The organism is Amycolatopsis roodepoortensis, assembly GCF_024628825.1.
GTDB lineage: Bacteria > Actinomycetota > Actinomycetes > Mycobacteriales > Pseudonocardiaceae > Amycolatopsis > Amycolatopsis roodepoortensis.
The window spans coordinates 5,554,868-5,579,710 of record NZ_CP102415.1; the positions used below are offsets into that span (position 1 = coordinate 5,554,868).

Sequence of the window (24,843 nt, forward strand, 5' to 3'; positions counted from 1 at the left end):
GGGGCGGCCGTGACTCGTGAAGGGTCGCTGACTCTGGACCGCGGGCTCGCGCTGCTCCAAGCGGTCGCGGACGCTGGCGGCGAGGCGGCGACGATCTCCGAGCTCGCCGTCGCCATCGGCGCGAGCCGGGCCGCCGTCTACCGGCTGCTCGTCCCGCTGTCCGAGCGTGGTCTGGTGTGGCGCGACGGCAACAAGGTGCGCCTGGGGGTCGGCCTGCTTCGGCTAGCCGGCCAGGTCCTTCCGCAACTCCGCGAGGCCGCGAGACCGGTGCTGCGTGAGCTGGCGGAGAAGGTCGGCGCGACGGCGCACCTGTCGGTCGCCCAGGGGGACCAGGCGCAGGCCGTCGCGGTCGTCGAACCGTCCTGGACGAGCTTCCACGTCGCCTACCGCGTCGGGACCCGGCATCCGCTGTCCGCCGGCGCCGCGGGCAAGGCGATCACGCTGCGTCCCGGCGGCGGCGAAGGCTGGGTCACCTCGTCGGGTGAGCTGGAGGCGGGGGCGTCGGGGGTCGCCGCGCCCGTGCGCGGGGTGCCCGGTCTGAAGGCCAGTGTCGGCGTCGTGTCCCTCGAACCGCTGGACGCGTCCGTGGTGGGCCCGGCGGTCGTGGCGGCCGCCGTCCGGCTGGCCGAGGTGCTGAAACAGCCCGAGTAGCGCTCAGCGGTGGCTGAGCAGCGGGCGGACCATGGTCGCCAGCAGCGTGAGGTCGACCGCGAACAGCAGCCGCTCGAACAGGCCGAGCGTGACCTCCTGATGCGACGGGCCGGTGAGCATCGTCCAGACGAACCCGCCGAGCACGATCACCACCGCGGCGAAGCTGGCCACCGCGAGCCGCCGGATCGTCGTGCGGCGCGGCTCCCACGGGCATCGCGCCCGGCCGCGGCGGGTCAGCACCCAGGCGGCGGCGGGAAGCGCCAGGAAGGCCGCCAGCGCCGCGTAGTTGTGGATCTGTCCGGCCAGTGAGCGGGCCTGGCCCTCGGGGTCGACGGGGACGAGCGCGAGGACGAACAGCCCTGCGCACCACACGCCGAGAAGGACGAGAACGGACTCGTAGCCCCGGCGGTGCGCCTTGGCGATCCCGCCGAGCAGCGCGAGCGAGCCGAAGCCCAGCGCCAGGCACATCGCGCCGAACAGCGGGGCCGCCGTCGAACCGGGCGAGAGGTAGCCGTAGACGTACTCGGACAGCGTCTGCCAGATCGGACTGACCTGGCTGGACAGCCTCAGGTGCAGGTCGATCGAGATGGCGACCGCGACGGCCATGCCGAAGACCGCGAGCCTGCCGTGCACGGGGGAGACGGCAAGTGTCTTCGGCGAGGTCACGAGCGGTTTCTCCAGGCAGGTCGGGGCGGGTGTTCACCTTTTCGTTCCCGAAAGGTTACCCGGCGAACCTGTGAAGAACCCGTGCGGTCAGAACACCAGCTGGGCCAGCGCGAACAGCGAGAACCCGGCGAAGACGAAACCCGCCACGCGCTGGATCAGCTTGGGGCGGATCCGGCTGCGGACCTTTGCTCCGATGAAGACGGCGAGCCCGGCGACGGCGACAAGCGCGACGAAGGAGCCGAGCGCGACCGCGAACGGGTTGCCGAAGCGGGCCGTGAGACTGGCCGTCGCGAGCTGGGAGGCGTCACCCCATTCGGCGGCGAACAGCACTCCGAACGACGTCAGCGCGGAGCGGAAGAAGGTCGCGGGGCTCGGCCCGGAACGCGACGCGTCCTCGCCGCCGTCCTTGCCGGGGCTGAACCCTTCACGAAGGAGCATGAACGCGCCGATACCGAACATCGCGGCGACGATCACGGTCACCAGTGTCTCCGGCAGCAAAGTGAGCACACTGCCGAAGGTGGCGGCGATCGCGGATTGCACGGCGAATGCGGCGGTGACCCCGGCGAATACCGGCCACGCGCGGAAACGGGTGGTGAGAACGAGGGTGGCGACGAGGGTCTTGTCCGGTAGCTCCACGGCCAGTACCAGGCCAAACGCGCTGATCAGCGCCAACATCGAGCTCGACATGACAGTGCTTCACCCCTTTCACTGCAACGATAAAGGGGCGATTTAGAGAAAGGCAAGCTGATGGCTTTTCCGAATCGCCCGGCATGTGCGGGCGAATTGTTTTTCGCGGCCGGGCTGAATTGAGATTTCGGCAAACCGAATTCTTTTTTCCGGCTCCACTGGTAGCGTCCGGGCGCATGGACGAGAGAGCGCGGATCGAGGACGTGTGCAAGCGGCTGAAGGAGCACTACGTGTTCCCCGACGTCGCCGAGAAGCTGACCGTGTTCCTGCGGGCGCGGCTGCGTGACGACGCGTACGCGGGGCTCGACGATCAGGCGTTCGCCGTCGCGGTCACCGCGGATCTGCAATCGGTCAACGGGGACAAACACCTGCGGCTACGGCACCACGTCGATCCGCTGCCCGAGGTGGAAGGGGAGTCGTTCGATCCCGAGCAGTACCGGCGGGAGGCGGAGCTGAACGGCCATGGCATCGCGTCGGCGCGGCGGCTGGCCGGGAACGTCGGCTACCTGGAGACCAAGCTGCTCTACGGGCCGGACATCGCCGGCGAGGCGCTGGCCGCGGCGATGACGCTGCTCGCCACCACCGACGCGCTGATCATCGATGTCCGCGAGAACCGGGGCGGGGATCCGATGGCGGTCGCGCTGATCATCAGCTACCTGGTCGGCGAGCCGACGCATTTCAACAGTATCTATCTGCGCGACGGCGACGTGACGAACCAGTTCTGGACGCTGCCGTACGTACCGGGCCGGAAGTTCGGCGCGGACAAGCCGGTGTGGGTGCTGACCGGGCCGACGACGTTCTCCGGTGCCGAGGACCTGAGCTACTCGTTGCAGCAGCTGGGGCGGGCGAAGACGGTCGGCGCGGTCACCGGCGGCGGGGCGAACCCGCGGCGACAGTACAAAGTGGACACCCATCTGGATGTCACCGTTCCGGGTGGACGGGCCGTGAACCCGGTCACGGGGACCAACTGGGAAGGCGTCGGCGTCCAGCCCGACATCGCCGTCGACGTCGAGGCCGCTTTCGACACGGCGTACGCGTTGGCGCTGGAACACGTGCTGACGTTGGGGGATTCGGGCGTGCGGCGGCAGGTCGCCGACGAGGCGCGACTCACACTCGCCGGCCTCGGCTGACCTGGGCGCGGGACCTACGTCCCGGCGAGATCGGGACCACTTGAACTGGCGGGCGCATCGGGCGTTGAGCAGGCTTGAGGCGTGGAAGTTCTCGATCTCGCTCGGTGGCAGTTCGGTATCACCACCGTCTATCACTTCCTGATGGTCCCGCTGACCATCGGGCTTTCCGTCCTGGTCGCCGGGATGCAGACGGCGTGGGTCCGGACGGGTGATCAGCGGTACCTGAAGATGACCAAGTTCTGGGGGAAGCTCCTGCTGGTCAACTTCGCGATGGGCGTGGTCACCGGCATCGTGCAGGAGTTCCAGTTCGGGATGAACTGGAGCGCGTACTCGCGGTTCGTGGGTGACGTGTTCGGCGCGCCGCTGGCGATGGAGGGGCTCGTCGCGTTCTTCGTCGAGTCGACCTTCCTGGGGCTGTGGATCTTCGGCTGGGACAAGCTGCCGAAGAAGGTCCACCTGGCGTGCGCGTGGGCGTACTCGCTGGCGACGGTGGCGTCCGCGTACTTCATCCTGGCGGCGAACTCGTGGATGCAGCATCCGGTCGGGGTCGAGTTCGTCGACGGGAAGCCGACGATGAACTCGATCTGGGCGGTGCTGACGAACAACACCGCGCTGGCCGCGATCCCGCACACGCTCGCGGGCGCCTTCTCGGTGGCGGCGGCGTTCCTGGTCGGTGTCGCGGGCTGGCAGCTGTGGCGCAAACGTTCGGAGGACGACGAGCACCGCGCGGTGTGGCGTTCGTCGTTGCGTCTCGGCGGCTGGACCGGTGTGGTGGCGTTCGCGGTGCTGGCGATCACCGGCGACTTCCAGGGCAAGCTGATGTTTGAGCAGCAGCCGATGAAGATGGCGTCGGCGGAAGCGTTGTGCCACACGGAGAAACCGGCGAGCTTCTCGATCATCGCGATCGGCGACGTGCGGAACGCGAACTGCGAGGACGTCAAGACGTTCAACGTGCCCGCGCTGCTCTCGTTCTTGGCGCACAACGACTTCTCGACCGAGGTCAAGGGCGTGGAGAACCTGGTGACCGAGTACCAGGCGAAGTATGGCACGAACTATCCGGACGACCCGCAGCTCGGTTCGCTGGCGGGCAAGCCGATCGACTACGTGCCCAACCTGCCGGTGACCTACTGGGGTTTCCGCGCGATGATCGGCTTCGGCGCGATCTCGGCCGGGATCGGGTTGCTCGCGCTGTGGCTGACCCGGCGTGGGCGGATCCCCGGGCAGCGATGGTTCCCGTGGATGGTGCTCGGCGGGATCGCGACGCCGTTCATCGGTAACAGCGCCGGCTGGATCTTCACCGAGATGGGTCGTCAGCCGTTCGTGGTGGTGCCGAACCCGACCGGTGTCGACGGGGTGTGGATGTTCACCGCGCAGGCGGTCTCGAAGTTGTCCACAGGCGAAGTCTGGACGTCGCTGATCGCCCTGACGACCGTCTACGCGGTGCTCGGCGTGGTCGAAGTCTTCCTGATGCGGAAGTACGTCCGGGGCGGCGTGGACGCCGTCATGCCACCCAAGAAACCGGCCTCGACCAGCAACAACAGCGACTCGAAAGGCGGTGACGGCGATGACGACGCACTGGCCTTCGCCTACTGATCGCCTCTTTACGTCACCTACCCAGCCCCCCGCCCTTCCCGGGGGACGGCCCCGCACCCAGCGTATCGGGGGTATCGCTCAGGCGGGTTACCCACAGCCGATCTGTGGACAACTTGAGCGGTTGTGGACAACTCAGGGCGACTGGGGCTTATGGGGCGGTCTCGGTGGGGCGGGGAGTGTCGCGAAAGCCACTTTCGCGACGTCTGATGTCCCGAAAGTGGCTTTCGCGACACGCCGCGGGGCGTCGTCCAGGCGCGTGACCGGGCAGCGGGCTGAAGGGGCCCTTCGCCGCGGCGAAAGCGTCCGGAAGGCCACGCGAGCCAGGAAAGTGAGTATCCGATGACCCTCGAAACGATCTGGTTCTGCGTCATCGCCCTCTTCTGGCTCGGTTACCTCTTCCTCGAAGGCTTCGACTTCGGCGTCGGCATGCTCATGCCGGTCCTCGCGAAGGACAACACCGAGCGCCGCGTCATGGTCAACACGATCGGCCCGGTCTGGGACGGCAACGAGGTCTGGCTGATCGTCGCCGGCGGCGCGATGTTCGCCGCGTTCCCCGGCTGGTACGCGTCGCTCTTCTCGGCCGCGTACCTCCCGCTCCTGGTGGTCCTGCTCGCCCTCATCGGCCGCGGCGTCGCGTTCGAGTACCGCGGCAAGGTCGACTCCGATCGCTGGCGCCGCAACTGGGACCGCGTCATCGGCATCGGTTCGTGGGTCCCGCCGTTCGGCGTCGGCCTGCTCCTCGCGACCACCGTCCTCGGTCTCCCGCTCGATGCCGACGGCAACCGCGTCGGCGGCCCGTTCGCCGCCCTCAGCCTCGAAACGTTGCTCGGCGCGATCGCGGTCGTCGGGTTCTCCCTGGTCCACGGCGCCGCCTTCCTCGCACTCAAGACCGAAGGCGACCTCCGCCACCGGGCACGGAACCTGGCCACCCGCCTGCTCCCGGTCGCGCTCCTGCCGTTGCTCGCGTTCCTCATCGTCGTGCAGTTGCGCTCGGGTGACCTCTGGACGCTGTTCCTCATCGGCGTCGCGGTGGTCGCCGCGGTCCTCGCGTGGTTCAAGATCCGCATGGGCCGCGAAGGTCAGGCGTTCGCCGCGCTCGGCGGGGTCATCGCGGCTTCCGCCGTCGCGATCTTCGTCGCCCTGTACCCGAACGTCCTGCCGTCCACTGTGGACCCGGCGAACACGCTGACCATCGCGGGCGAGGCGTCGAGCCCGTACACGCTGACCGTGATGACCTGGGTCGCGCTGTTCGGCGCTCCCGCCGTTCTGATCTACCAGGGCTGGACGTACTGGGTGTTCCGCAAGCGCATCGGCACCCGGCACATCCCACCGGTGCACGCACCATGACCGAACTTCCCGGCCGCGACACCCTTTCCGCCACGGAGTCCACAATGGACCCAGCGCGACCGGGGAAGGGTCCGCTCGGCGCGCTGGCTCCACTTTCGAGTGCGGCGCGCCGGGCGTTGATCCTCAGCGGGATCCTGTCCTTCGTCAACGCGATCCTGCTGGTGGGGCAGGCTTTCCTACTCGCCGACGTCCTCTCCGCGGTAGTCCGCGGAACACCGGGGGACCGCACCGCCCAGCTGGCCGTGCTGCTCGCGCTCGTCGCAGGGCGCGCGTCGACCGGCTGGGCGGTGCGGATCGTTTCCGTTCGCGCGGCCGCCCGCGCGAAGGAGGAGCTGCGCGCCAAAGCCCTCGACCACGCTTTGAAACTCGGCCCGGAATGGATCGCGCGCCGCGGTCACGGCGAGCTGACGTCGTTGACCACCAAGGGACTCGACGCGCTCGACGCGTACTTCACCCAATACCTCCCGGCATTGGTGACCGCCGCGATCGTGCCGCTCGCCGCGGGCGTCGCGATCCTGTTCGCCGACTGGCCGTCGGCCGTGCTCGTCGTGATCACCGTGCCGCTGGTTCCGCTGTTCGCGATCCTGATCGGCAAGCACACCGCCGAGCGCGTCGCCGAAGCCGCCGACGCCGAGCAACGCCTTTCGGGGCACCTGCTCGAACTCGTCCGTGCCCTGCCGGTCCTCAGCGCGTTCCGCCGCGCCGGCGCGCAGGCCGAGACGGTCCGGAAGATCTCCGAACGCCATCGCCGCACGACGCTCAAGACGTTGAAGGTCGCGTTCGCGTCGGCGTTCGCGCTGGAACTGATCGCGACGCTGTCGGTCGCGCTGGTCGCCGTCGTCATCGGTGTCCGCCTCGTCTCCGGCGAACTGTCGCTGGCCATCGGGCTCGGCGTGCTGATCCTCGTGCCCGAGTGCTACCAGCCGCTGCGCGCGGTCGGCGCCGCCTTCCACGCCAGCGAAGACGGCGTCGAGGCCGTCCGCCGTGTCGCGGACGTGCTGGCGGAACCCTTGCCGCCCAACGGTTCCGAGACGCCCACCAAGGGCGAGATCGACGTCCGAGGACTGCGGGTCGCCAGGCGCGGCGGATTCGCGCCCGACGGCGAGACGTTCAGCGTCCGGCCCGGCGAGCTCACCTGGCTGCGCGCGCCCAGCGGCGGCGGCAAATCGACGACGCTCGCCACGCTGCTCGGTTTCGTGCAGGCGCACGACGGGACGATCACCGTCGGCGGTACCGACCTCGCCGACGCCGACCTGGAGCGGTGGCGCGAGAACGTCGCCTGGGTGCCGCAGTCGCCGGTGTTCGGCGGGGGCACGGTCCGCGAGGAGGTCGGCGGCGAAGACGTCCTCGCCGAACTCGGCCTCGCCGGGCTCGCCGAGCGGCCGGTTTCCAAGCTGTCACAGGGGCAACGGCAGCGTGTCGCGGTGGCGCGGGCGCTGACGCGGGTCCGGTCGGGCGCGTGGCTGCTCCTGCTCGACGAACCGACCGCCCACCTCGACGAGGCCAACGCCGCGCTCGTCATGTCCGCGGTCCACGAGGCGGTCGGCAACGGCGCCGCCGCGATCATCGCCGCACACGAGCGCACGCCCGGTGTCGACATGTCGACCATGGTGCCTGCCGACTCCGGAACCACCGAAGACGGACAGACAGTCAAGCCGCTGCCCTGGCGCGACCTGCTGCACCCCAGGTTCTTCGGTGGCGCGTTGCTCGGTGCCGCCGCTCTGCTCGCCGGGGTCGCGCTGACCGCGCTTTCGGGCTGGCTGATCGCCAAGGCGTCGCAACAGCCGCCGATCCTGACCCTGACGGTGCTGATCGTCGGCGTGCGGACGTTCGGCCTCGGCCGCGCGGGGCTGCGTTACCTCGAACGGCTGGTCACGCACGACGCCGCGTTCCGGATCGCCGGAAGCCTGCGCGTCCGGCTGTGGGAGTCGCTGGTGCGGCTCGGCCCGGCTCGCGCACTGCGGGCCGGTGAGGAGCAGCGACGGCTCGTCGGCGACACCGACACCGTGCGCGACCTGCTTCCGCGCGTGATCACGCCGCTGGTCGTGGTCGCGCTGGTGGCCGTCGGCGCCGTCGCGGTCCAGGCCGTCGTGCTGCCCGAAGCCGGGCTCGCGCTGGCCGCGGCCGTGCTGGTCAGCGCGTTCGCGCCGCTGCTCGCGCTCCGGGTGGAGCGCCGCGCGACCAGCGCCCTGGCCGCCGGACGACGTTCGGTGTCGGCGCAGGTGCTGAGTCTCTTCGAAGCCGCCGCCGAACTGATCGCGTACGGAGTCGACAAAGAGCGACGTCGCCGAATCGCCACGACCGACGCCGCGCTGACCGCCGAAGCCCGGCGACAGGCGTTCGGCGCCGGAGCGGCCGACGCCCTGATCATCCTGGCGACAGGGGCCGCCACCGTCGTGAGCACCGGGTTCGCCGTGAGCGCCGTCGCCGCCGGCGCGCTGAACCCGGTCCTCGCGCCCGTGGTCGGCCTGGTGCCGCTCGCGCTCGCGGAGGTCCTCTCCCTTCTTCCGCCCGCCGCGCAGCACTGGGACACCCTGCGCCAGGCCCGTCTGCGCCTCGCCGCGTGCGATGAACGGGCCGTTCTCAGCGAGGAAAGCGCCGTTCCTGGCACCGGCGGGGTGCGGATCCGGAACGCCGACCTCGGCTGGCCCGGCACGGAGCGCCCGGTCCTCACCGGGGTCGACCTCGACATCGCGCCCGGCACGCACGTCGCCGTCGTCGGCCCGAGCGGCGCCGGGAAATCGACGCTCGTCGCGGCCCTGCTCGGTTTCCTCAAGCCGAGCAAGGGCGACGTCGCCGTTCCCGAGAACGTCGCCTGGGCGCCGCAGGAGCCGATGCTCGTCTCGACCACGGTCGCCGAGAACCTGCGGCTTGCCAAGCCGACGGCGTCCGAGGCGGACCTGCGGAAAGCCTTGTATCAGGCGGTTCTCGAGGACGTCGAGCTCGCGACGATGCTCGACAGCGCCGGCGCCGGGCTTTCGGGCGGGCAGGCGCAGCGGGTCGCGCTGGCACGGGCCGTGCTCGGTGCCGCGCGTGCCGATCTGGTGCTGCTCGACGAGCCCACCGCTCATCTCGACGAGCCGACCGCGCGCACCGTCCGCGAACGGCTCGGCGAGGCGCTCGCCGGGAAGACCGTCGTCCACGTCACGCACAACGCCGCCGAAGCCGACGGCGCGGACGTGATCCTGGAGGTGCGGGAGGGCCGCGTCACAGCGCGCGCGATGGCCGGAGCCGACTAATGTCGATAGCGCTCATGGATCCCACGCTTGCCGCGCGCGCACTGTCCGCCGCCACCGAGATCACCGGCACCGCCCTGTCGGGTGAAGACCCGGGCGACGTGCTGGAGACCGTGGTCGCCCGCGCCGTCGAACTGGCCGAGGCCGACCTCGGTCTCGTCATGGTGCGCGCGGACGACGGCCAGGTGGTCGCCGAGGCCGCGCACGGGGACACCACCCAGGGTCTCCGGGGGCTGGCCTTTTCCGCCGATTCCGCCGCCGGCCAGGTCGCCAGGGGCGGGAAACCGGTGGTCAGCGAGGACTTCACCGTCGATCCCCGCACGGCGCCGTTCGTACCGCCGGAGCTCCAGGGCTTCGGGCCGTTCGCCGCGTCGGCGTTCGGCGCGGGCGGACGCGTCCTCGGCGCGCTCACCGTGTACCGCCGTCACGGCGGGGAACCGTTCTCCGCCAGTACGGTCGAGGTGCTCACGGCGTTCGCCGCGCAGGCGGGCGTGGTGCTGGCGCTGGCGGAAGGCGCCAACGCCCGGCACCGCGTGACCCTCTACCAAGAGCGGGAACGCATCGCGCGCGAGCTGCACGACGTCATCGTGCAGCGCCTCTACGGCGCCGGGATGCAGCTCGACCGCGTCCGCAAGAACATGCGGAAACGCTTCGCCCAGGCCGATGGCGCGCGCCTGTCCGAGGCGATCGACCAGCTCGACCAGACCATCGAAGAGATCCGCGGTACCGTGCGCGCCCTGCGCAGCCCGGAACCCGCGAACCAGACGGTCACCGCCACCGACCTCGCCGAATCCGCACGGGGCGAGGTGCGCATCGCGGGCGAGCTGCTCGGCTACCCGCCGACCCTCGAACTTTCGGGAGAGCTGGCCGACATCCCCGCCGAGCAGGCGGACCACATCCGCGCCGCCCTGCGCGAAGCACTGTCCAATGTGGTCAGACACTCCGGGGCGAGCGAGACCCGCGTGACGCTCAGCCGTGACGCGGAAGGCGTCAAACTCCGGGTGCGGGACAACGGATCCGGTGTTCCGCAGGGAGTGGCCAAACGCGGTCTCCGTCATCTCGCCGAACGCGCGACGACGTCCGGTGGTCGCTTTTCGATCAATTCCTCTCCGAGTCTCGGGACTTTGGTCGCTTTCGACGTGCCGCTCGATCAAACCGTGTGAAATTAACGGTTCGAGAATTTCGATTAATCCGTAACAGCTGGCGCCGGTGCGCGACTGTAAGTGCATCGAACGCGCTCGGAGCGCGAAATCCCAGTGAAAGGACTCCCCATGTCCTCGGTTCGTCGCGCCCTCGGCACGGCCGTCATCCTCGCCGGATTCTCCTTGTTCGGCCCCGCTTCCGTGGCGTTCGCGCTGGCGGAAGCGCCCGCGATCGCCGATCTGAACTGCGGTGACTTCAAGTACCAGGAAGACGCTCAGGCCGAACTCCAGAAAGATCGATCCGATCCGCACAATCTGGACGACGACAACGACGGAATCGCCTGCGAAAGGCTTCCCAAGCGCGGAACGGCGCCGACCGAAACAAGCACGCCCACCGCACCGCCGAGCACCACGAAAACGACGGCGCCGCGATCCACCGACAAGGATTGCGCCGATTTCCCGTCGCAGGCCGCCGCGCAGGCCGAGCTCAAGAAGAACCCGCGAGACCCGCACAAGCTCGACGGTGACCACGACGGGTACGCCTGCGAATCCCGGTTCGGCGAGCCCGCGAAATCGGGTCAGGTCAAGGTCAAACCTGTCGGTGGCGTCGCGACCGGCGGCGGCGAGGCCAACGGCGGTCCCGTGGAGGTCGCCGCGGTCGCGCTGACCGGCGCCGCACTGCTGACCGCGACGGCGGCGGGCGCGTCCCTGGTGCTCCGGCGGCGTGCCGAACGATGACCGGGGCGTTCTGGCGCCGGTGGCCGTTTCCGCTGGTCATCGGCGCCCTCATCGGGGTGGTGTGCGCGGTCGCGCTGACCGCGTGCGCCGTTCCGCCGCCGGGCAAGGTTGCGTCGCCGGCGCCACCGACCACCGTGTCCACGGCGGCGGCGCCCTCCACCGCGGCCTCAACGGTCTCTCCGCTGGCGCCCGCCCGGCCCGCCAAGCTCGAAATCCCGGCGATCGGGGTCCGCACGGGCGAGATCATCGACCTCGGCCTCGCCGGTGACGGCACCCTGGAGGTGCCGCAGGACGCGATCACCACCGGCTGGTTCACCGGTGGCCCGGCACCCGGCCAGATCGGGCCCGCCGTCCTCGCCGGGCACGTCGACTACAAGAAGGTCCCCGGCGTCTTCGTCCGGCTCAAGGAACTGAAGGCAGGCGACGAAGCCCTCGTCCACCGCGAAGACGGGATCACGGCGGTGTTCACCGTTTACGCCGTCGAACGGCATGCGAAGGCGGCCTTCCCCACGGAGAAGGTCTACGGCGACACGACCGGACCCGAACTGCGCCTGATCACCTGCGGCGGTGATTTCGACTCCTCGACCGGCAACTACCTCGACAACGTCATCGCCTACGCGAAACTGACGCGGGCTTAGATTCGGAGGATGCGCACCGTCTACGTCGTCACGCATCCGGAGGCCACCCACCACGTCGATCGCCTGGTGGGCGGATGGTTCGACTCCGAGCTCACCCTCGACGGCGAACGCGCGGCCGTCGCCGTCGCCGAGTCGCTGCGGGCGAAGGTGCCGGACGAGGTGGAGCTCTACTCCTCGGATCTGCGCCGCACCGCGCGGACCGCGGAACTGATCGGCGAACGGCTCGGCGTGGCCCCGATCCTGGACCGGCGGCTGCGCGAGAAGTCGTACGGGGAAGCCGGTGGCAAACCGCAGGAATGGCTCGACAGCAGGTTCGTCCCGCCGCCCGCGACCGGCGAGCGGCTGGCGCACGACGAGGGAATCCCCGGCGCCGAAACCAAGGGCGCGATGGCCGCGAGGGTGTACGCGGCCATGGAGTCGATCCTGGAAAGCCGTTGCGAGCACCAGATCGTCGTCACGCACGGCGGTGCGCTCACCTTCGTGATCGCCGCGTGGATCCGGATGCCGCTCGAATCGGCCGGATACGTCGACTTCCGCGGTTCACCCGGCAGCGTCACGGTGCTGCGTGAGGACGACTTCTTCCACAACCGGCAGGTCGTGATCGGCCATCTCCCGACCGGGGAGGCCGATCGTTGATAGCCTCGGTACCAGCCGTGACGAGGGGAACACGCCGTGTGGGAAGCCGTTCTGGGTGAGGCCGTGAAAGCGCTGGCGGTCGGCGCCGCCGGCGGGGTGAAGGACCTGGTGGCCAAGCGGCTCGCCCGTCGCCGCACCGCACAGGACGTCGAGGCGCTGCTCGCGGATCCCGCCGGCGCCGAGCGAGCCGTCCGGGAACTGGTCGAAACCGATCCCGAATTCGCCGAGCGGTTGCAGGAGATCCTCGCGGGAGACGGCACCGGCGTCCGCGACGTGCCGGGCTCGCCCGCGCATTTCGTCGACCGGGACAGGGAACGGCGAAGCGCTTCGGGGCCGGGCGTCCACGTCATCACCGGTCCGCGCGGGGCGGGGAAGAGCGCGCTCGTGTACCGGCTCGCGGACGACCTCCGCGACCGCTACCCGGATCAGGTCTACGTCGACCTCGCGGACTATCGCGACGGCACCGTGCTGCGCCGCTCGGAGGTGGCGACCAGGGTCCTGCGCGCGCTCGGGGTCGAGACGAATCTGGTGACCACGAACTCCGCCGAGCTGTGGGCCCAGTACCGGTCGGTCACCGCCCGGCGCCGGTTCCTCCTGGCACTGGACAACGCCGAAGTGGCCACGGACGTCCGCGAGCTGATCCCTTCGTCGCCGTCGAGTCTCGTGCTGGTGACCGCCATCCGCCAGGATGACGACCTGCTGGCGGGCAACGTCGCTCCGCCGATCGAACTGGACTCCCTCGAACGGGACTTCGCGCTCGAACTCCTCGGCAAGGCGTCGGATCCGGCGGCCATCGAGGCGGAACGCGACGCCGCCGCCGAACTCGCCGCGCTGTGCGACCACATGCCGTTCGCCCTGGTGCAGGCCGGCGTCCGGATCCGCAAACGACTGCGGCGCGGTCCCGGCGCGGTCGCCTCGGTACTGGCCGATTTCCGGCGGACCGGGGTGCTCGGCGGGGTCGACGTCATCGCGATGGCGTTCGAGCAGTCGTTCGCCGAGCTGTCCGCCGGCGCCGCGGAACTCTGCGAACTGCTGGCGTCCCATCCCGGGCCCGATTTCACGACGGCGTCGGCGACCGCGGTCTTCGGCGCGCCCGCCGGAGACGCGCTCGACGAACTCACCGACGCGGGGTTCCTGGCGCCGACCGGCACTCCCCGGCAGCGGCTGTTCAACCTGATCCGGGAGGGGGCGCGCCGGCGTGGGGCCCGGGACGTCGCGACCGATCGGGCGCTGGTCTTCTTCCGCGACCAGGCCGTCGCCGCGGATCACCGCACCAGCCCGGACCGCCTGCGTTGCTACGAGCCGGTTTCCGTGCCCGCCCCGGATTTCGAGGGTAAGGCGCCGCTCGACTGGGTCGAGGACGCCCGGGAAACCTATGGCGCGCTGGCGTTTCAGGCCTTCGAGCGCGAACGGGACGTCGAGCTCGGGCAGATCTGCGGCGCGCTGGAAGTGCTCATGCTCAACCGCGGGCACCACCGGCTTTTCGCCCATATCAACCACTTCGGTCTCCTCGCGGCGAGGCGGCATGGCGAACCGGCCCTGACCACGAGGATCCTCAGTCAGCAAGGCCGTACCTACTTCCTGCTGCACGATTTCGACCGCGCCCAGCCGCTGCTGGAGGAGGCGCTCGAAACGGTCCGGACCCTGGACAACCCGGCGCTGGAATCGTCCGTGCAGGAGTTCTGCGGCCGGTTCCACGAGGAGAAAGGGCTTCTCCCCGCCGCCGCGGACTTCCTCTGGCGAGCCGTGACATTGGACCGGGCGATGGCCGAAGCGGGCCGCCGGTCGCTCGGCATCCACACCCGCATGCTGGCGAACGTGCTGCTGAAGGCCGGCGCGTACGAGCACGTCTGGGCGTTGCTCGCCGAATCCGCACAGCAGTTCCCCGCGTCGGACAGCCGGAACCTCGGCCGGGTGTCCATGGTGCGGGCCAAGTACCTCCGGGCGGTCGGCCACTACGACGACGCCGAACGCGAACTGCTCGAGGCGTGGCGGCTGGTGTCCGGCGCGACGCAGTACACGGCCGAGTTCGAGGAGGAGTTCGGCAGGCTTTTCGCGGCGCGCGGGGACCACGGCCGGGCGCACACGCACTTCCAGCGTGCCTGGCAGACGTACTTCGACGCGGGGCATCCGCGAGAGGCCGAGTTCCGTTCGGTCCTGGCTAACACCGGGCGACGGTGATGGGTCGCCCGCCGACCGCGTGTGTCCCTTCGAGGTCCGCGTGCGAAGCGAGCAGAACGTAGAGGTGACTCGCCAGAAGGGTCGGGTCGATTTCCGCGGACAGCAGGAAATCGCCGCGGCCCCGGACCCGCGCGAGACAGCCGCCGGGGGCGGGAGCGGCGACGAGCCGGGCGAGCGGCCAGTGGGTGAGCAGTTCGTCGAACCGGTCCGGGTCCTCAGCGAACACGACGGCCGCCCCGTCCAGATCGCGCAGGGTCGCTTGATCCGCGTGGGCGAGAACATGCCGGTGGCGCAGGCTTTCCGGCCGGGTGGAGGCGGGAAACCGGACCAGTTTCCCGGTCTCGTCCCATCCGGCGGCGAGCGCGGCCACCGGATGGGTCACCGGCGCCGGATCCGGCACGGGCGGGAAGGCGGGACGGGGGTCCGGCCGCTTCAGGTCCAGAAGGTCGTAGAGCACATCGCCCAGCCGCGGACCGCTCGCGGCGTCCTCGACGGCCTGGTCGACGATCGGCCGGTAGCGCTCCGGAACATGGTTCTCGATGGCGGTGTCGATCTGCTCGCGAAGCCCATCGCCCGCCACCTTGGCCGCGACCCTGGTCAGCATCGCGAGTGGCGAGTCGTCCACCGTCGTGGTGGCGGCGGACGCGGTGAGAAGCACCGGTTTACCCGCCGCGGCGGCGTACAGCGCGGCGGATCCCTGATCGGAGATCACGCAGTCCGCGGCCAGCAACGCGGCTTGCCAGCCGTGATCCGGGGGAACGAGGGTGAGCCCCGCGCCGAGTTCCGGCCGTAGCCACGACTCCAGCTGCCACGGGCTGTGCGCCGCCCACACGCCGGGATGCAGGGTGAGGACGATCTGGTAGTCGTCGAGCGGCAGTTCGGTCAGCAGCCGCTGGGGCAGCCGCGGATGCGTGGCGTAGAGCGAATGCCGGCCCCAGGTCGACGCGATCGCGACGACCTTCCGGTCGCCGGAGCCGAGCGCCGCGCGGTACGCCGTCACCCGGTGCCTGCTCGCCATCATCCGGTCGTGACAGGGATCGCCGACGACGACCGCCCGGTCCAGCGCCTCCGGACAGGCCGACTTCAGCTGTTCCCGCTGCACGGAGTGCGAAAGCGCGATCGCCGCCGGGATCACCCGGTCGTGGTGCACGAGCCGGTCCGGGTCCATCCCCGACGTGACCCGTCCGCCCGGGTAGTACTTCTGGTAACCGATCCCGTGCGGCACCAGCAGGATCGGCCCGTTCAGCTCGTGCAGGGCGTCGTTCTCGCTCGCCGCGAGGATGAGGTCGAAGGTGTTCTTAGCGGCCTGCTCCCACGGCGTGACGGCGACGCGCAGGGCACGCAACGCGTCGCTCACCCCGGCCGAAAGGATGCCCGGCCGCGCCTCGTCGAAGGTGAAGGTGGTCTGGATCCGGAGGTCGGCGCTCGTCAGGGTCAGGATGTCCTGGAGCCGGTTCAACGTCGTCAACGTCCGGACGACCACGAGGAGCTGTCGTTCGGGCGCGTTGGTCAACCAGGAGCGGAACCCCGGCTCGACCGGGACCTTCGGCCAAAACGACGGGGGGGGGGTATGTATTTCGCGCACTACCTGTCCCGGCGCGCGATCCACGCCGCGGCCTGCGTGCGGCGCTGCATGCCCAGCTTCGCGAGGACCGACGTCACGTAGTTCTTCACCGTCTTCTCGGCGAGGAACAGGCGTTCCGCGATCTCGCGGTTGGACATGCCCTGCCCGATCAGCTCCAGCACCTCGCGCTCGCGTTCGGTGAGGGAACCGAGCTCGTCCTCGGGCGGATGCCGCAGCTTGTCGAGCACCCGTGCCGTCGACAGCGGATCGAGCAGCGAACGGCCCGCCGCGACCTCGCGGACCGCGTTGACGACGTCCTGGCCGCGGACCTGTTTCAGCAGGTACCCGGCCGCGCCTGCCATGATCGCGCCGACCATGGCCTCCTCGTCGTCGAACGCGGTCAGCATCAGGCACTGCGGCGGGTTCGGCTTCGACCGCAGCTCGCGGCAGAGCGCGATGCCGTCGCCGTCGCCGAGCCGCACGTCGACCACCGCGACGTCCGGCTCGACGTGCATCGCCACGGCAAGGGCCTCGTCGACCCCGCTCGCTTCGGCGACCACCTCGATGTCGGGCTCGTCGGTGAGGAGGTCACGCAGGCCGCGCCTCACCACCTCGTGGTCGTCGATGAGCAGCACCTGGATCGGCATACCCCCACGTTACTTCGCGGCGGCCCAGTAAATCGCCCTGGCCACCTGCGAGTACAAGCCCTTCGGGTGATCGCGGAACAGCGGTTCGGTGCCGAACAGCACCGCCCGTCCGCCGAGCCCCGAGGTCCCGGACACGACCGCGGCCTGTCCCGCCGCCTGCAGCGGCCCGCCCGTTCCGTCGTCCCGCGTCCGCCAGTGCCCCGCGACCAGCGGATTCCCGCTCGCGTAGCGCTGCTCGACACTGACCGAGGAGCCGAGATCGGTGAACCAGAACGGCCCGTAGACGAACGAGTCCGGCAGCGCGCCGGCGCCCACCGGGCCGGTGCCGTTGACGACCGAAACGACGCCGTTCCCGTCTTCCCAGCCCGCGACCGGACGTGCTTCGAGAAGTCCCACGTCAGTGTTGAACCGCGCGCCGGTGGCACCTCGGGTGACCACGCCGCCGCGGGCGAGGAAGGCGCGCAAAGCGTCCTTCGCCGCCGGGTTGAGATCGGTGTACCGCAGTCCCGAAGAGACGAACAGCAGGTCCACCCGGGACCAGTCGAAGCCGGCGTTGAGCACGGCCGCCGACACCGGCCGCACGTCGAAGCCCATGTCCCGCAGCGCTTTCAGCTCGTCCGGACCGACGGCGGCCGCGATGGTCTTCCGCGTCAACGGCGTCGCTGTCCCGCTCGCTTCGGTGAACCGGACGCCGTAGCGGTCCGCCACCTCCGCGGCGGCCTGCCGGGCCGACGCGGGGACGACGATCGTGCCGTCGTCGGTGCGGCCGAGAGCGAGCCCGCGGTTCAGCAGGTCGTTGGCGGCGCTGACGTCCTTGCCGTCGACGAGCTTCAGCGCGAGGTCCCGGCCGGGCGCGGCGTCGACGCCACCGGTCGGCGACGCCGCGACGACGTCGTGCGCCCGGACGTCGAGGCGACCCTGCTTCACGATGTCGACCGACGCGCCCCACAGCAGGCGATGGCTCCAGCCGGAGATGTCGTACATGACCGGCACCTTCGCCGAGATGTCGCTGCCCTGCTCCAGCATCACGTTCGCCAGGCCGCGTTTCGGCTGGTGCATGTCGACCACGTACGAACCGGCCGGGTAACGGCGTCCGGCCAGCGAGAACGGGCGATCCGCCTGCTTCACGCGGACGTCGTTGGCCACCAGGTGGTCGACGAGACGCGAAGCGGCGACGGCGGAACGCTGGTCCGCGCCGGCGGGAATGACGTACGCACGCGGGAACTCGGTGCGGTAGCGGTCTTCCGGTCCGAAACCGGGCACGAACCCGTCGGGGATCTCGCGCTGTGCCTCGCCCGCCGTGCCGCGGCGGAACATCTCGATCTGGTTCGCGATGAGCTCGCCGCGGTTGCGGTCGACGTAGTTCAGCGTGCTGCCGATGGTGGCCTCGACGACCTCGGTGTTGATCACCGCGCGCCGCTGGAGCTCCGCCACCGGCTGCGTCTCGTAGTCCGCGTTGTTGACCCGCATCGGGACTTCGATCGTGAAGGACACCGCGCCGTGGTACATCGCGTACTGGGCGGTGTAGATCGGCGCCCAGCCGTCCCAGCTGCCGGGTTCGTAGTCGCGGAACGGGATCTCGGGCTTCGCCGTCTCCGGCCGCCCGAGCGCCTGGACCGCCTTCTCCATGCCGAGCCCGTTGGCGTATCCGTGCTTGATGTAGAGGTCGAAGTCGTAGTTCTGGCCGTGCGGCGGCGTGGTCGGCTCGATGAGCGTGTTCGCGACGTAACCGTGTTCGTCCAGCATCATCAGCGGCTGCTTGCCGATGGCGATCCCGCGCATGGCCCGCACCTCCGGCTGCGACGCGGTGACGAAGTCGCGGTTGGGGTCGAACCCCTGCGACGTCTGCCGCGTGCCGGCGACACGACCGTCCGGATTGGCCGTGACGTTGAAGTAGAACCGGTTCCGCTTCAGCAGTTCGGCGGTCTTGCGGTCGTTCGACGTCGCCAGCTTCTCGATGACGCGGAGCGCGCCGTCGGTGCCTTCCCATTCGTTGCCGTGGATGTTGTTGTTGATCCACACCGGCGCCTTGTAGCCGTGGCGCAGGAACGGGTCGCGCGCGGCGCGGGCCGGGTCGTTCTCGACCAGCGACCGCCAAGCGTCCTGCCGCCGCGTCTCGGCCGGGCTCTCCGGCGCGGTGATCGTCACCAGGTAGAGGTCCCGGCCGAGGCCGGACTGCCCGGCGATCTCGACGGAGATCCGGTCGCTGCGCGCCTGCAACGCGTTCAGCTTCGGCGCGATCGCGTGATACGGCGCGAGCCCGAGCTTGATCGACTTGTCGGCCGCGTTCTCCGGGTACACGCGCAGCTTGGTCTTGCGCGGGTAGCCGGAACGGTCGCCCGCGACGTTCTCGCCCGCCGCGGCCCGCGTGACGCTCATCGGCTGATCGGTCGCGGCGATCTCGTTGCGTTCCGGCCCGTTGCCGGGGTCCCGGTGCGTCGTCGGTGGCGGCGCCGCATAGGCAGGCGCGGCGACCGCGCTCAGGGACAGCACGAGGGCGAGGAACACGGTGCGAGCCGAACGCGACAAGGGCCACCTCCAGGGGAACGTCGGCACAGTGTTTCCGCCGAACGAACGCCCCACAAGACCCGAAAGGCGGCTAACCGGGCGCCGGGAACTACTTCTTCGGCTCGCAGGCGACCCCGTCGCCGTCCCGGTCGAGGCTGCGGCTGTAGCCGGGCTGGTGCGAGTACAACGGCGCCGCCCCGGCCGCCCGTACGGCGTCGCAGTTCGCGTAGGACACCGTCTTGGGCGGATCCGGCTTGGCCGCCGCGGGCGGAGGGGTGGACTTCTTCGTAGTGGGCTCGGCCCGAGTGGTCGGCGGTGCCGCGACGGGTTGCTGCGGTGGCGCGACGGAGGTCGGAGGAGCGTCGATCTTGCCGAAGCAGGGCGGCCCCCAGAGCCCGTTCCCCGCCGCTCGCGCGGTGTCTTCGGCGGCCTGCAGGGCGGTACCTACGGTCTTCTCGACCGCCCTGCTCGCGAATTTCGCGTATCCCGCTTTGAGCGCGGTCGTGGCGTAGTCGCCACCGTTCACCATGCTCACCGATGCCAGCGCGACACCGGCTTCATCGGATATGGATCGAATGATGACCTCTTGGCCCGCCAGTGTGTTCTTTGCCCACGTGAGGGTTTCCGTGGCGAAACATCCGTTCGTGTTCGGCGGGGTGGTCAAACCGAGGATCCGGACGACTTTTTCACCGCCGGTACCGGTCACTTTGATCGTACCGGCGTCCACGACTTCGGTGACCCGGTCCGCGCTCGGAGCGGGCGTCGAGGACGTCGGCGTGGTCGACGTCGACGGGGTGGCACTCTCGGCCGCGACGGGTCGCTCCTGTTGCGGTTGAGGGGTTTTCCCGAAGACGGCGCCGAGAACGAAAAGCACCGAAAAGGCGGCGAGGACGATCATCATCCAGCGGGGCATCCGCTTGTCGCGGGAGGGACCGGTGTGCATGGGCGTCCTCGGAATTCCTTGCTTCGGGTAAGCTTCGCCGGTTTTTGTCGTTCACTCGGCGAATGTCGTTACAAGCCAGGTTTTTCCGTCACGAAGCGGCCACGAACGGGTCACCGTCGGCATTCGGGTGTTACGCGAACGGTGACGTCGCGATCCACCGGTAGACGCTTCGAGAAAAGGAAACGAAATGGCGGAGACAGTCGAAAATCTCGCGTTGACTCCAGACGGCCGGTTCGCCGTGGGGACGACCGAATTCACCGCCATCGACTTCGAGACCACCGGCCTGCACCCAGGGCACGTGGTCGAGGTCGCGGCAGTGCGCATCCGGGCGGACGGCGCGGTCCTGCGGGAGTTTTCGACGTTGGTCAACCCGGGCCCCGGCGTGGACCCCGGTCCCGCCCACGTGCACCGGATCACCCGGCGGGAGCTCGACGACGCTCCCTACCTCGGCGAAGTGCTGGGCGACTTTCTCGACGTCTGTCAGGGCAGTGTCCTGGTCGGACACAACCTGCCCTTCGAAGCGCGATTCCTCGACGGGGAGTCCGGCAGGATGGGCGCGCGGATCCCGGCGATGCCGGGAGTGTGCACGCTGGCCGCGGCGCGGCGCGCGCTGCGGTTGCCGAACTATCGCCTGGGCACGGTGGCCGAGGCGGTCGGTGTCGGCGAGTTCGCGGCGCACACGGCGCTCGCCGATGCCTACGTGTGCGCCCGGATCGTGACGACGCTGGTGAACACGCATGGCCTCAGGTTCGTGGAACGGCCGGTGTTCCCCGAACTGCCGCGGTTCGCGCCCGCCGCGCGCCTGGCGCCTCGCCGTGTGGTGGTGCCGAGCGGTGGCACCTGGATGGCGGACTTCGTCGACCGGGTACCCGAGGCCGCGTTCGGAGCAGGTGGCTCGCTGCAGGACGCCTATGTCGAATTGCTCGGGAACGCCTTGGCGGACCGGCATATTTCCGACGCCGAGGCGAGAGCCCTCGGCGCGGCGGCCTCGGCGGCGGGGATGTCGGACGCCGATCTGCACCGCGTGCACACCGGTTTCGTCACGGCGATGCGCGAGCTCGCCGAAAGCGACGGCGTCATCACCGCGGAGGAAGAACGGGACCTGCGGGCGGTCGCGGCGGCTTTGCGGGTACCCGAAACGCTGCACGGACTCCGGGCCACGGCGGCCTCGTCCGCCGCGCGTCGCCGCGTCCTCGTTCTCGGCGACGGGCTGGCGGAGGACGACTTGCGCGCCGCGGTACTCGATGCGGGCCTTCAGCTCGCGAAGAAGCTCACCGCGTCGGTGACCCACCTGGCCGTGGGTTCCGGAGTGCCCCGTGCCGAGCCGCGGATCGCCAGGGCGGGTGAACTCGGGGCGAAGGTGCTCGGAGTCGACGAGGCACGTGAAGTGCTGGGTCTCGCTCCACGGCCGGCACCCGCGCCGATCCCCGTCCCACAGCCTGCCCCGATTCCGGCTCCCGCCGCTCCGGTGCGCCGGCCGGTCTACGCCGCCGAACAGCGGACCGCCGTCTTCACGCCGCCTCCACAGGCACCTGTTCCGCACGGGTACGTGCCGCCCGTGCCGTCCCCGCCTTCGGTGAAGCTGTGGGGCGGCCGGGTCCTCATGGGGTTCGGGATGCTGCTCATGTTCATCACGGTGCTCGCGTTGTTCGGCGGCGCGGGGCTCGCCGCGGGTCTCTTCGTGGGCGTGCTGGGCGTCGGTGGTCTGCTCGGCGGCTGGCAGATCGCCGTCAGGGCTTGACGCCGGGCGCCGGGAAGCGGATTTCGTTCCGGTCGATCTTGGCGTTGGCCGCCTCGATCAGGTCCACGCCGAGACTGTTCGCGAGCTGGAGGAGGTACAGCGTGACGTCGGCGATCTCGTCGACCACGTTGTGTGCCAGCTCGGGGTCGGCGCGCCACTCCGCGGACTCCTCCGGGGTGAGCCACTGGAACAGCGAAGTCAGCTCGCCGACTTCGCCGGACAGCGCCATGACCAGGTTCTTCGGCGTGTGGAAAGGTTCCCAGTCCCGTGCTGCGGCGAAGTCGCGGAGGCGCTGGTTGAGATCGTCGAGTGTCACGTGCCGTGCCTACCAGATCGTCACGGTGCGCTAACGGCCGTATGGCGGACGCTCGTTGACGTGCAATTTGCAAATTGCATAACGTCGCTCCGCGTCGGGAGACCGATCCGGAAGGAAAGCCTTGACGTACCAGCGAAGCCTTCGCTCTCGCGTGCTCTCCATCGCGTTCGTGCCGAGCGCGGCCTTGGTGCTCGTCGCGTTGTTCATCGGCGGATTCCTCGTGCAGCAGGCCATCGAGGACCGCGACGACGCCGAGAACGGGGCGGTCACGCTCGCCGAGGCGAGCCGCGGGATCGCGTCGCTGCAGCGGGAGCGGGCAGCCGCGTTGAAGGCGCCGGGCAGCCGCTCCGCCACCTACACCGCGTACGCCGACCGCATCGACACCTCGCTTTCCTCCCTGCGCGAGATCGTGCGGGCGGCCCCCGATGCCGAGGTCGGCTACCAGCAGACGATCGCCGTCGAACTGCTCACCGTCGTCGAAGGCATGGACCGCAGCGATTCCCTCGCGGTCGCCGGGATCGACGACGCGGGGCGGCGCGACTACGCCGCCGCCGTGGGCGCCTACCGGTCCAGGCTCGACGCGATCGCCGGAAAACTGACGGAAAGTAGCCGTCGGATTTACCGGGAGCTCGTCGGAAGTGAGGACTGGGGCCGGTTCGCCGCGGTCGAAACCGCGTTGAGCGCGGCCACGCCGCCTCCCGTCGGCCAGGAGTCCTGGCGGGTCGCGGCCGGTGTCGTCGGCCGGACCCTCGGTGACCTCGCCGCGCGCCAGATCGAGTACTCGGCGCAGCTCGCGGTCGACAGCGGACGCCGGGTGCTGAGCGGAGCCCTCGCCGCCGCCACGGCGATTTCGCTGCTCGCGGGGGTGGTGATGGCGATCGTCATGCAGCTCGCCCGCCGGCTGCCGACCCCGATCCCGACCTGGTCACACCTGGTGAGCGATTACGCCGAAAAGAGCACGCTGTTGGCCCACACGAGTCGGCGAAGCGGTCGGGCAGACTTGTCCGGGTGAGTTCCCCGACGGATCTGCGCCCCTACCTGCGTACCTTGGACGCGGAAACGCTGGCGGACCTGCTGCACGCCCAAGCCGAGCGTGACCCTGCGTTACGGCAGGCCCTGGAGAGCCGCTTCGCCACCCAGGGGAGTGATGTCGCCGAGGCGCACCGTCTCCTCGACACCGCCGTGCTGGCGGGCAACGTCGAGTACGCCGCGAAGGTCGGTTCCGTCCTCGACACGCTTCAGCGGCTTCTCGACGCCGGCAGCCGGGCCGACCTCGCCCCGCTCGCCCGCCGGACCGTGGACGACATCAGCGAGATGCTGGAGCAGATCGACGACGCCTCGGGCGAGGTCGCGGACCGCCTGGACCGGGCCGTCGAGCTGTACGCGCGGGCCTGCGTGGCGCATCCGCCGGATCCCGAAAGCCTGGCCGCCTGGATCCTCGAAGTGGAGTTCGATGGCCCCGGCTGGCCCGTCATCGACCTTGCCGACTTCGCCTCCGCTTTGGGGGACAAGGGAATCGCGCGGATAAAGTCCACAGTGGACAGCGTGCTGGCCGAGCAGCCGTCCGGCGCGAAACGCGAGACGGCCGAGCGGCTGCGCGAGGAGCTGGCGGAGGTGTCCGGCGACGTCGACGCGCTCGTCGCGATCCTCGCCGCCAAGCCGCCGCGGGTGGACGTCAGTCTCAAGATCGTGCGCGTGCTGCGCGCGGCGGGGCGGCACAGCGAAGCCATCGCGCATGCGGCGCGGGCGCTCACGCACGACAAGAAGGAAGAAGCGCCGCCGACGGAGAAAGATCCTTTGTCGCGCAAGGACTTTGATGAGAACCCCACCGCCGCGACGTACCTCGCGCTGCGTGAGGAGTCGCTGGAAACGGGGCGCTGGGTCGCGCAGCGGAAGACCGCACTCGCCCGATTGCGTGAACTCGCCGCCGGGAGCACGGAGGCCGCCGACGAACTCGTCCGCGCGTTGCTCGGCGAGGACCGCGCCGACGAGGCATGGCGGGCGGCGGTGCGATTCGAGGCCTCATTGCCGGTGCGGGTCGAACTCGCTGATTCCCGTTCCGTCGCCCATCCCGCCGAAACCATTCCCGTATACCGGGACCATGTCGAAGAATTGATCACGCGGAAGGATCCGAACGCCTACCGCGAGGCGGCCCGGCAACTGCGCAAACTGCGCACGGCGCACAAAAAGGCCGGTACGGCTGAAGAATTCAGCTCGTACCTCGGCACATTGGTGGAAATACACAAACGCAAGACGCGGCTGATCGCCGAGGTCAAAGCGGCGAGAATCGCGATTCCCAAACCGGTCAGGGCGTAACCGCGCCCGCCGCCTCTCGTTATTCGAAGCGAACCGAGGAAAACCGGCGAAGAGGGTGAAGTCGCGGTGGTCGGTGAACCGGTGTCCCCCCGCGTCCTCCCCGCGAACGGACCCCGTGTTCCGCGCCCAGGGCCACCGCGACGAGCCCGGCCGGGTCCGCGTG

The 24,843-nt window shown here is 69.9% G+C and carries 20 protein-coding genes; 13 read left to right on the plus strand and 7 right to left on the minus strand.

The window, feature by feature from the left end:
- Positions 1-9 precede the first annotated feature (9 nt).
- A complete protein-coding gene (locus NQK81_RS26445) occupies positions 10-651 on the plus strand; it encodes an IclR family transcriptional regulator (RefSeq protein ID WP_034309631.1) in 642 nt (213 codons plus the stop codon).
- Positions 652-654: 3 nt separating this feature from the next.
- Here the strand turns inward: NQK81_RS26445 and NQK81_RS26450 are convergent, their stop codons facing one another.
- Both NQK81_RS26450 and NQK81_RS26455 read right to left on the minus strand, forming a co-directional pair.
- On the minus strand, positions 655-1,317 hold the full coding sequence (locus tag NQK81_RS26450; protein WP_257483652.1) for a DUF998 domain-containing protein: 663 nt from the start codon (positions 1,315-1,317) through the stop codon (positions 655-657).
- Positions 1,318-1,404: 87 nt separating this feature from the next.
- The gene (locus NQK81_RS26455; protein ID WP_192747994.1) at positions 1,405-1,992 is read right to left on the minus strand and encodes a TMEM165/GDT1 family protein; all 588 of its coding nucleotides are present in this window, start codon (positions 1,990-1,992) and stop codon (positions 1,405-1,407) included.
- Positions 1,993-2,180: 188 nt separating this feature from the next.
- Here NQK81_RS26455 and NQK81_RS26460 point away from each other — a divergent pair, with 188 nt between their 5' ends.
- The 9 genes from NQK81_RS26460 to NQK81_RS26500 all read left to right on the plus strand — a co-directional run bounded on the left by NQK81_RS26460 (position 2,181) and on the right by NQK81_RS26500 (position 14,645).
- Positions 2,181-3,134 carry a S41 family peptidase gene (locus NQK81_RS26460; RefSeq protein ID WP_257483653.1) on the plus strand — a complete coding sequence of 318 codons (954 nt, stop codon included), beginning with the start codon at positions 2,181-2,183 and terminating at the stop codon, positions 3,132-3,134.
- Positions 3,135-3,215: 81 nt separating this feature from the next.
- Positions 3,216-4,727, plus strand: coding sequence for a cytochrome ubiquinol oxidase subunit I (locus NQK81_RS26465; protein WP_257483654.1), 1,512 nt, complete (start codon positions 3,216-3,218; stop codon positions 4,725-4,727).
- Between the two features lie 339 nt (positions 4,728-5,066).
- On the plus strand, positions 5,067-6,074 hold the full coding sequence (gene cydB / locus NQK81_RS26470) for a cytochrome d ubiquinol oxidase subunit II (protein WP_257483655.1): 1,008 nt from the start codon (positions 5,067-5,069) through the stop codon (positions 6,072-6,074).
- Complete coding sequence (gene cydD, locus NQK81_RS26475) at positions 6,071-9,313, plus strand: thiol reductant ABC exporter subunit CydD (RefSeq protein ID WP_257483656.1); 3,243 nt, start codon at positions 6,071-6,073, stop codon at positions 9,311-9,313. Before cydB ends, cydD begins: the two co-directional genes overlap by 4 nt.
- A 14-nt stretch (positions 9,314-9,327) precedes the next feature.
- Entirely contained in the window at positions 9,328-10,473 is a 1,146-nt protein-coding gene (locus tag NQK81_RS26480) for a GAF domain-containing sensor histidine kinase (RefSeq protein WP_125679171.1), read from the plus strand.
- A gap of 108 nt (positions 10,474-10,581) precedes the next feature.
- Positions 10,582-11,190 (plus strand): excalibur calcium-binding domain-containing protein, encoded by a 609-nt coding sequence (locus tag NQK81_RS26485; RefSeq protein WP_257483657.1) that lies wholly within the window; start codon positions 10,582-10,584, stop codon positions 11,188-11,190.
- Complete coding sequence (locus tag NQK81_RS26490) at positions 11,187-11,828, plus strand: class F sortase (protein ID WP_257483658.1); 642 nt, start codon at positions 11,187-11,189, stop codon at positions 11,826-11,828. Before NQK81_RS26485 ends, NQK81_RS26490 begins: the two co-directional genes overlap by 4 nt.
- 9 nt (positions 11,829-11,837) lie before the next feature.
- Positions 11,838-12,464, plus strand: coding sequence for a histidine phosphatase family protein (locus NQK81_RS26495; RefSeq protein WP_257483659.1), 627 nt, complete (start codon positions 11,838-11,840; stop codon positions 12,462-12,464).
- Between the two features lie 36 nt (positions 12,465-12,500).
- The gene (locus tag NQK81_RS26500; protein WP_257483660.1) at positions 12,501-14,645 is read left to right on the plus strand and encodes an ATP-binding protein; all 2,145 of its coding nucleotides are present in this window, start codon (positions 12,501-12,503) and stop codon (positions 14,643-14,645) included.
- Here NQK81_RS26500 and NQK81_RS26505 read toward each other — a convergent pair.
- The 4 genes from NQK81_RS26505 to NQK81_RS26520 form a co-directional block, all read right to left on the minus strand.
- The gene (locus NQK81_RS26505) at positions 14,626-16,158 is read right to left on the minus strand and encodes a hypothetical protein (protein WP_257483661.1); all 1,533 of its coding nucleotides are present in this window, start codon (positions 16,156-16,158) and stop codon (positions 14,626-14,628) included. The two genes, NQK81_RS26500 and NQK81_RS26505, sit on opposite strands and share 20 nt — an antisense overlap.
- Positions 16,159-16,229: 71 nt before the next feature.
- Positions 16,230-16,856 (minus strand): response regulator, encoded by a 627-nt coding sequence (locus NQK81_RS26510; protein ID WP_034309658.1) that lies wholly within the window; start codon positions 16,854-16,856, stop codon positions 16,230-16,232.
- A gap of 9 nt (positions 16,857-16,865) precedes the next feature.
- Entirely contained in the window at positions 16,866-19,385 is a 2,520-nt protein-coding gene (locus NQK81_RS26515; protein ID WP_257483662.1) for a M14 family zinc carboxypeptidase, read from the minus strand.
- Between the two features lie 88 nt (positions 19,386-19,473).
- On the minus strand, positions 19,474-20,307 hold the full coding sequence (locus NQK81_RS26520) for a thermonuclease family protein (protein WP_257483663.1): 834 nt from the start codon (positions 20,305-20,307) through the stop codon (positions 19,474-19,476).
- A 187-nt stretch (positions 20,308-20,494) separates the two neighbouring features.
- On the opposite strand from NQK81_RS26520, the gene NQK81_RS26525 reads away from it, so the two are divergent.
- Complete coding sequence (locus NQK81_RS26525) at positions 20,495-22,048, plus strand: 3'-5' exonuclease (RefSeq protein WP_257483664.1); 1,554 nt, start codon at positions 20,495-20,497, stop codon at positions 22,046-22,048.
- On the opposite strand, the gene NQK81_RS26530 is transcribed toward NQK81_RS26525, so the two are convergent.
- Positions 22,038-22,364 (minus strand): nucleotide pyrophosphohydrolase, encoded by a 327-nt coding sequence (locus NQK81_RS26530; protein ID WP_257483665.1) that lies wholly within the window; start codon positions 22,362-22,364, stop codon positions 22,038-22,040. The two genes, NQK81_RS26525 and NQK81_RS26530, sit on opposite strands and share 11 nt — an antisense overlap.
- A 121-nt stretch (positions 22,365-22,485) precedes the next feature.
- Here NQK81_RS26530 and NQK81_RS26535 point away from each other — a divergent pair, with 121 nt between their 5' ends.
- Positions 22,486-23,376 (plus strand): nitrate- and nitrite sensing domain-containing protein, encoded by an 891-nt coding sequence (locus tag NQK81_RS26535; protein ID WP_257483666.1) that lies wholly within the window; start codon positions 22,486-22,488, stop codon positions 23,374-23,376.
- Positions 23,373-24,680 (plus strand): hypothetical protein, encoded by a 1,308-nt coding sequence (locus NQK81_RS26540; RefSeq protein WP_257483667.1) that lies wholly within the window; start codon positions 23,373-23,375, stop codon positions 24,678-24,680. Before NQK81_RS26535 ends, NQK81_RS26540 begins: the two co-directional genes overlap by 4 nt.
- The last annotated feature ends 163 nt before the right edge of the window (positions 24,681-24,843 follow it).

What these genes read in the sequence shown, in the direction of transcription:
- NQK81_RS26455 (WP_192747994.1), bottom strand. Translation starts at nt 1,992, where the DNA reads ATGTTGGCGCTGATCAGCGCGTTTGGCCTGGTACTGGCCGTGGAGCTA.
- NQK81_RS26460 (WP_257483653.1), top strand. Translation starts at nt 2,181, where the DNA reads ATGGACGAGAGAGCGCGGATCGAGGACGTGTGCAAGCGGCTGAAGGAG.
- cydB (WP_257483655.1), top strand. Translation starts at nt 5,067, where the DNA reads ATGACCCTCGAAACGATCTGGTTCTGCGTCATCGCCCTCTTCTGGCTC.
- cydD (WP_257483656.1), top strand. Translation starts at nt 6,071, where the DNA reads ATGACCGAACTTCCCGGCCGCGACACCCTTTCCGCCACGGAGTCCACA.
- NQK81_RS26480 (WP_125679171.1), top strand. Translation starts at nt 9,328, where the DNA reads ATGGATCCCACGCTTGCCGCGCGCGCACTGTCCGCCGCCACCGAGATC.
- NQK81_RS26485 (WP_257483657.1), top strand. Translation starts at nt 10,582, where the DNA reads ATGTCCTCGGTTCGTCGCGCCCTCGGCACGGCCGTCATCCTCGCCGGA.
- NQK81_RS26490 (WP_257483658.1), top strand. Translation starts at nt 11,187, where the DNA reads ATGACCGGGGCGTTCTGGCGCCGGTGGCCGTTTCCGCTGGTCATCGGC.
- NQK81_RS26495 (WP_257483659.1), top strand. Translation starts at nt 11,838, where the DNA reads ATGCGCACCGTCTACGTCGTCACGCATCCGGAGGCCACCCACCACGTC.
- NQK81_RS26510 (WP_034309658.1), bottom strand. Translation starts at nt 16,856, where the DNA reads ATGCCGATCCAGGTGCTGCTCATCGACGACCACGAGGTGGTGAGGCGC.
- NQK81_RS26520 (WP_257483663.1), bottom strand. Translation starts at nt 20,307, where the DNA reads ATGCACACCGGTCCCTCCCGCGACAAGCGGATGCCCCGCTGGATGATG.
- NQK81_RS26525 (WP_257483664.1), top strand. Translation starts at nt 20,495, where the DNA reads ATGGCGGAGACAGTCGAAAATCTCGCGTTGACTCCAGACGGCCGGTTC.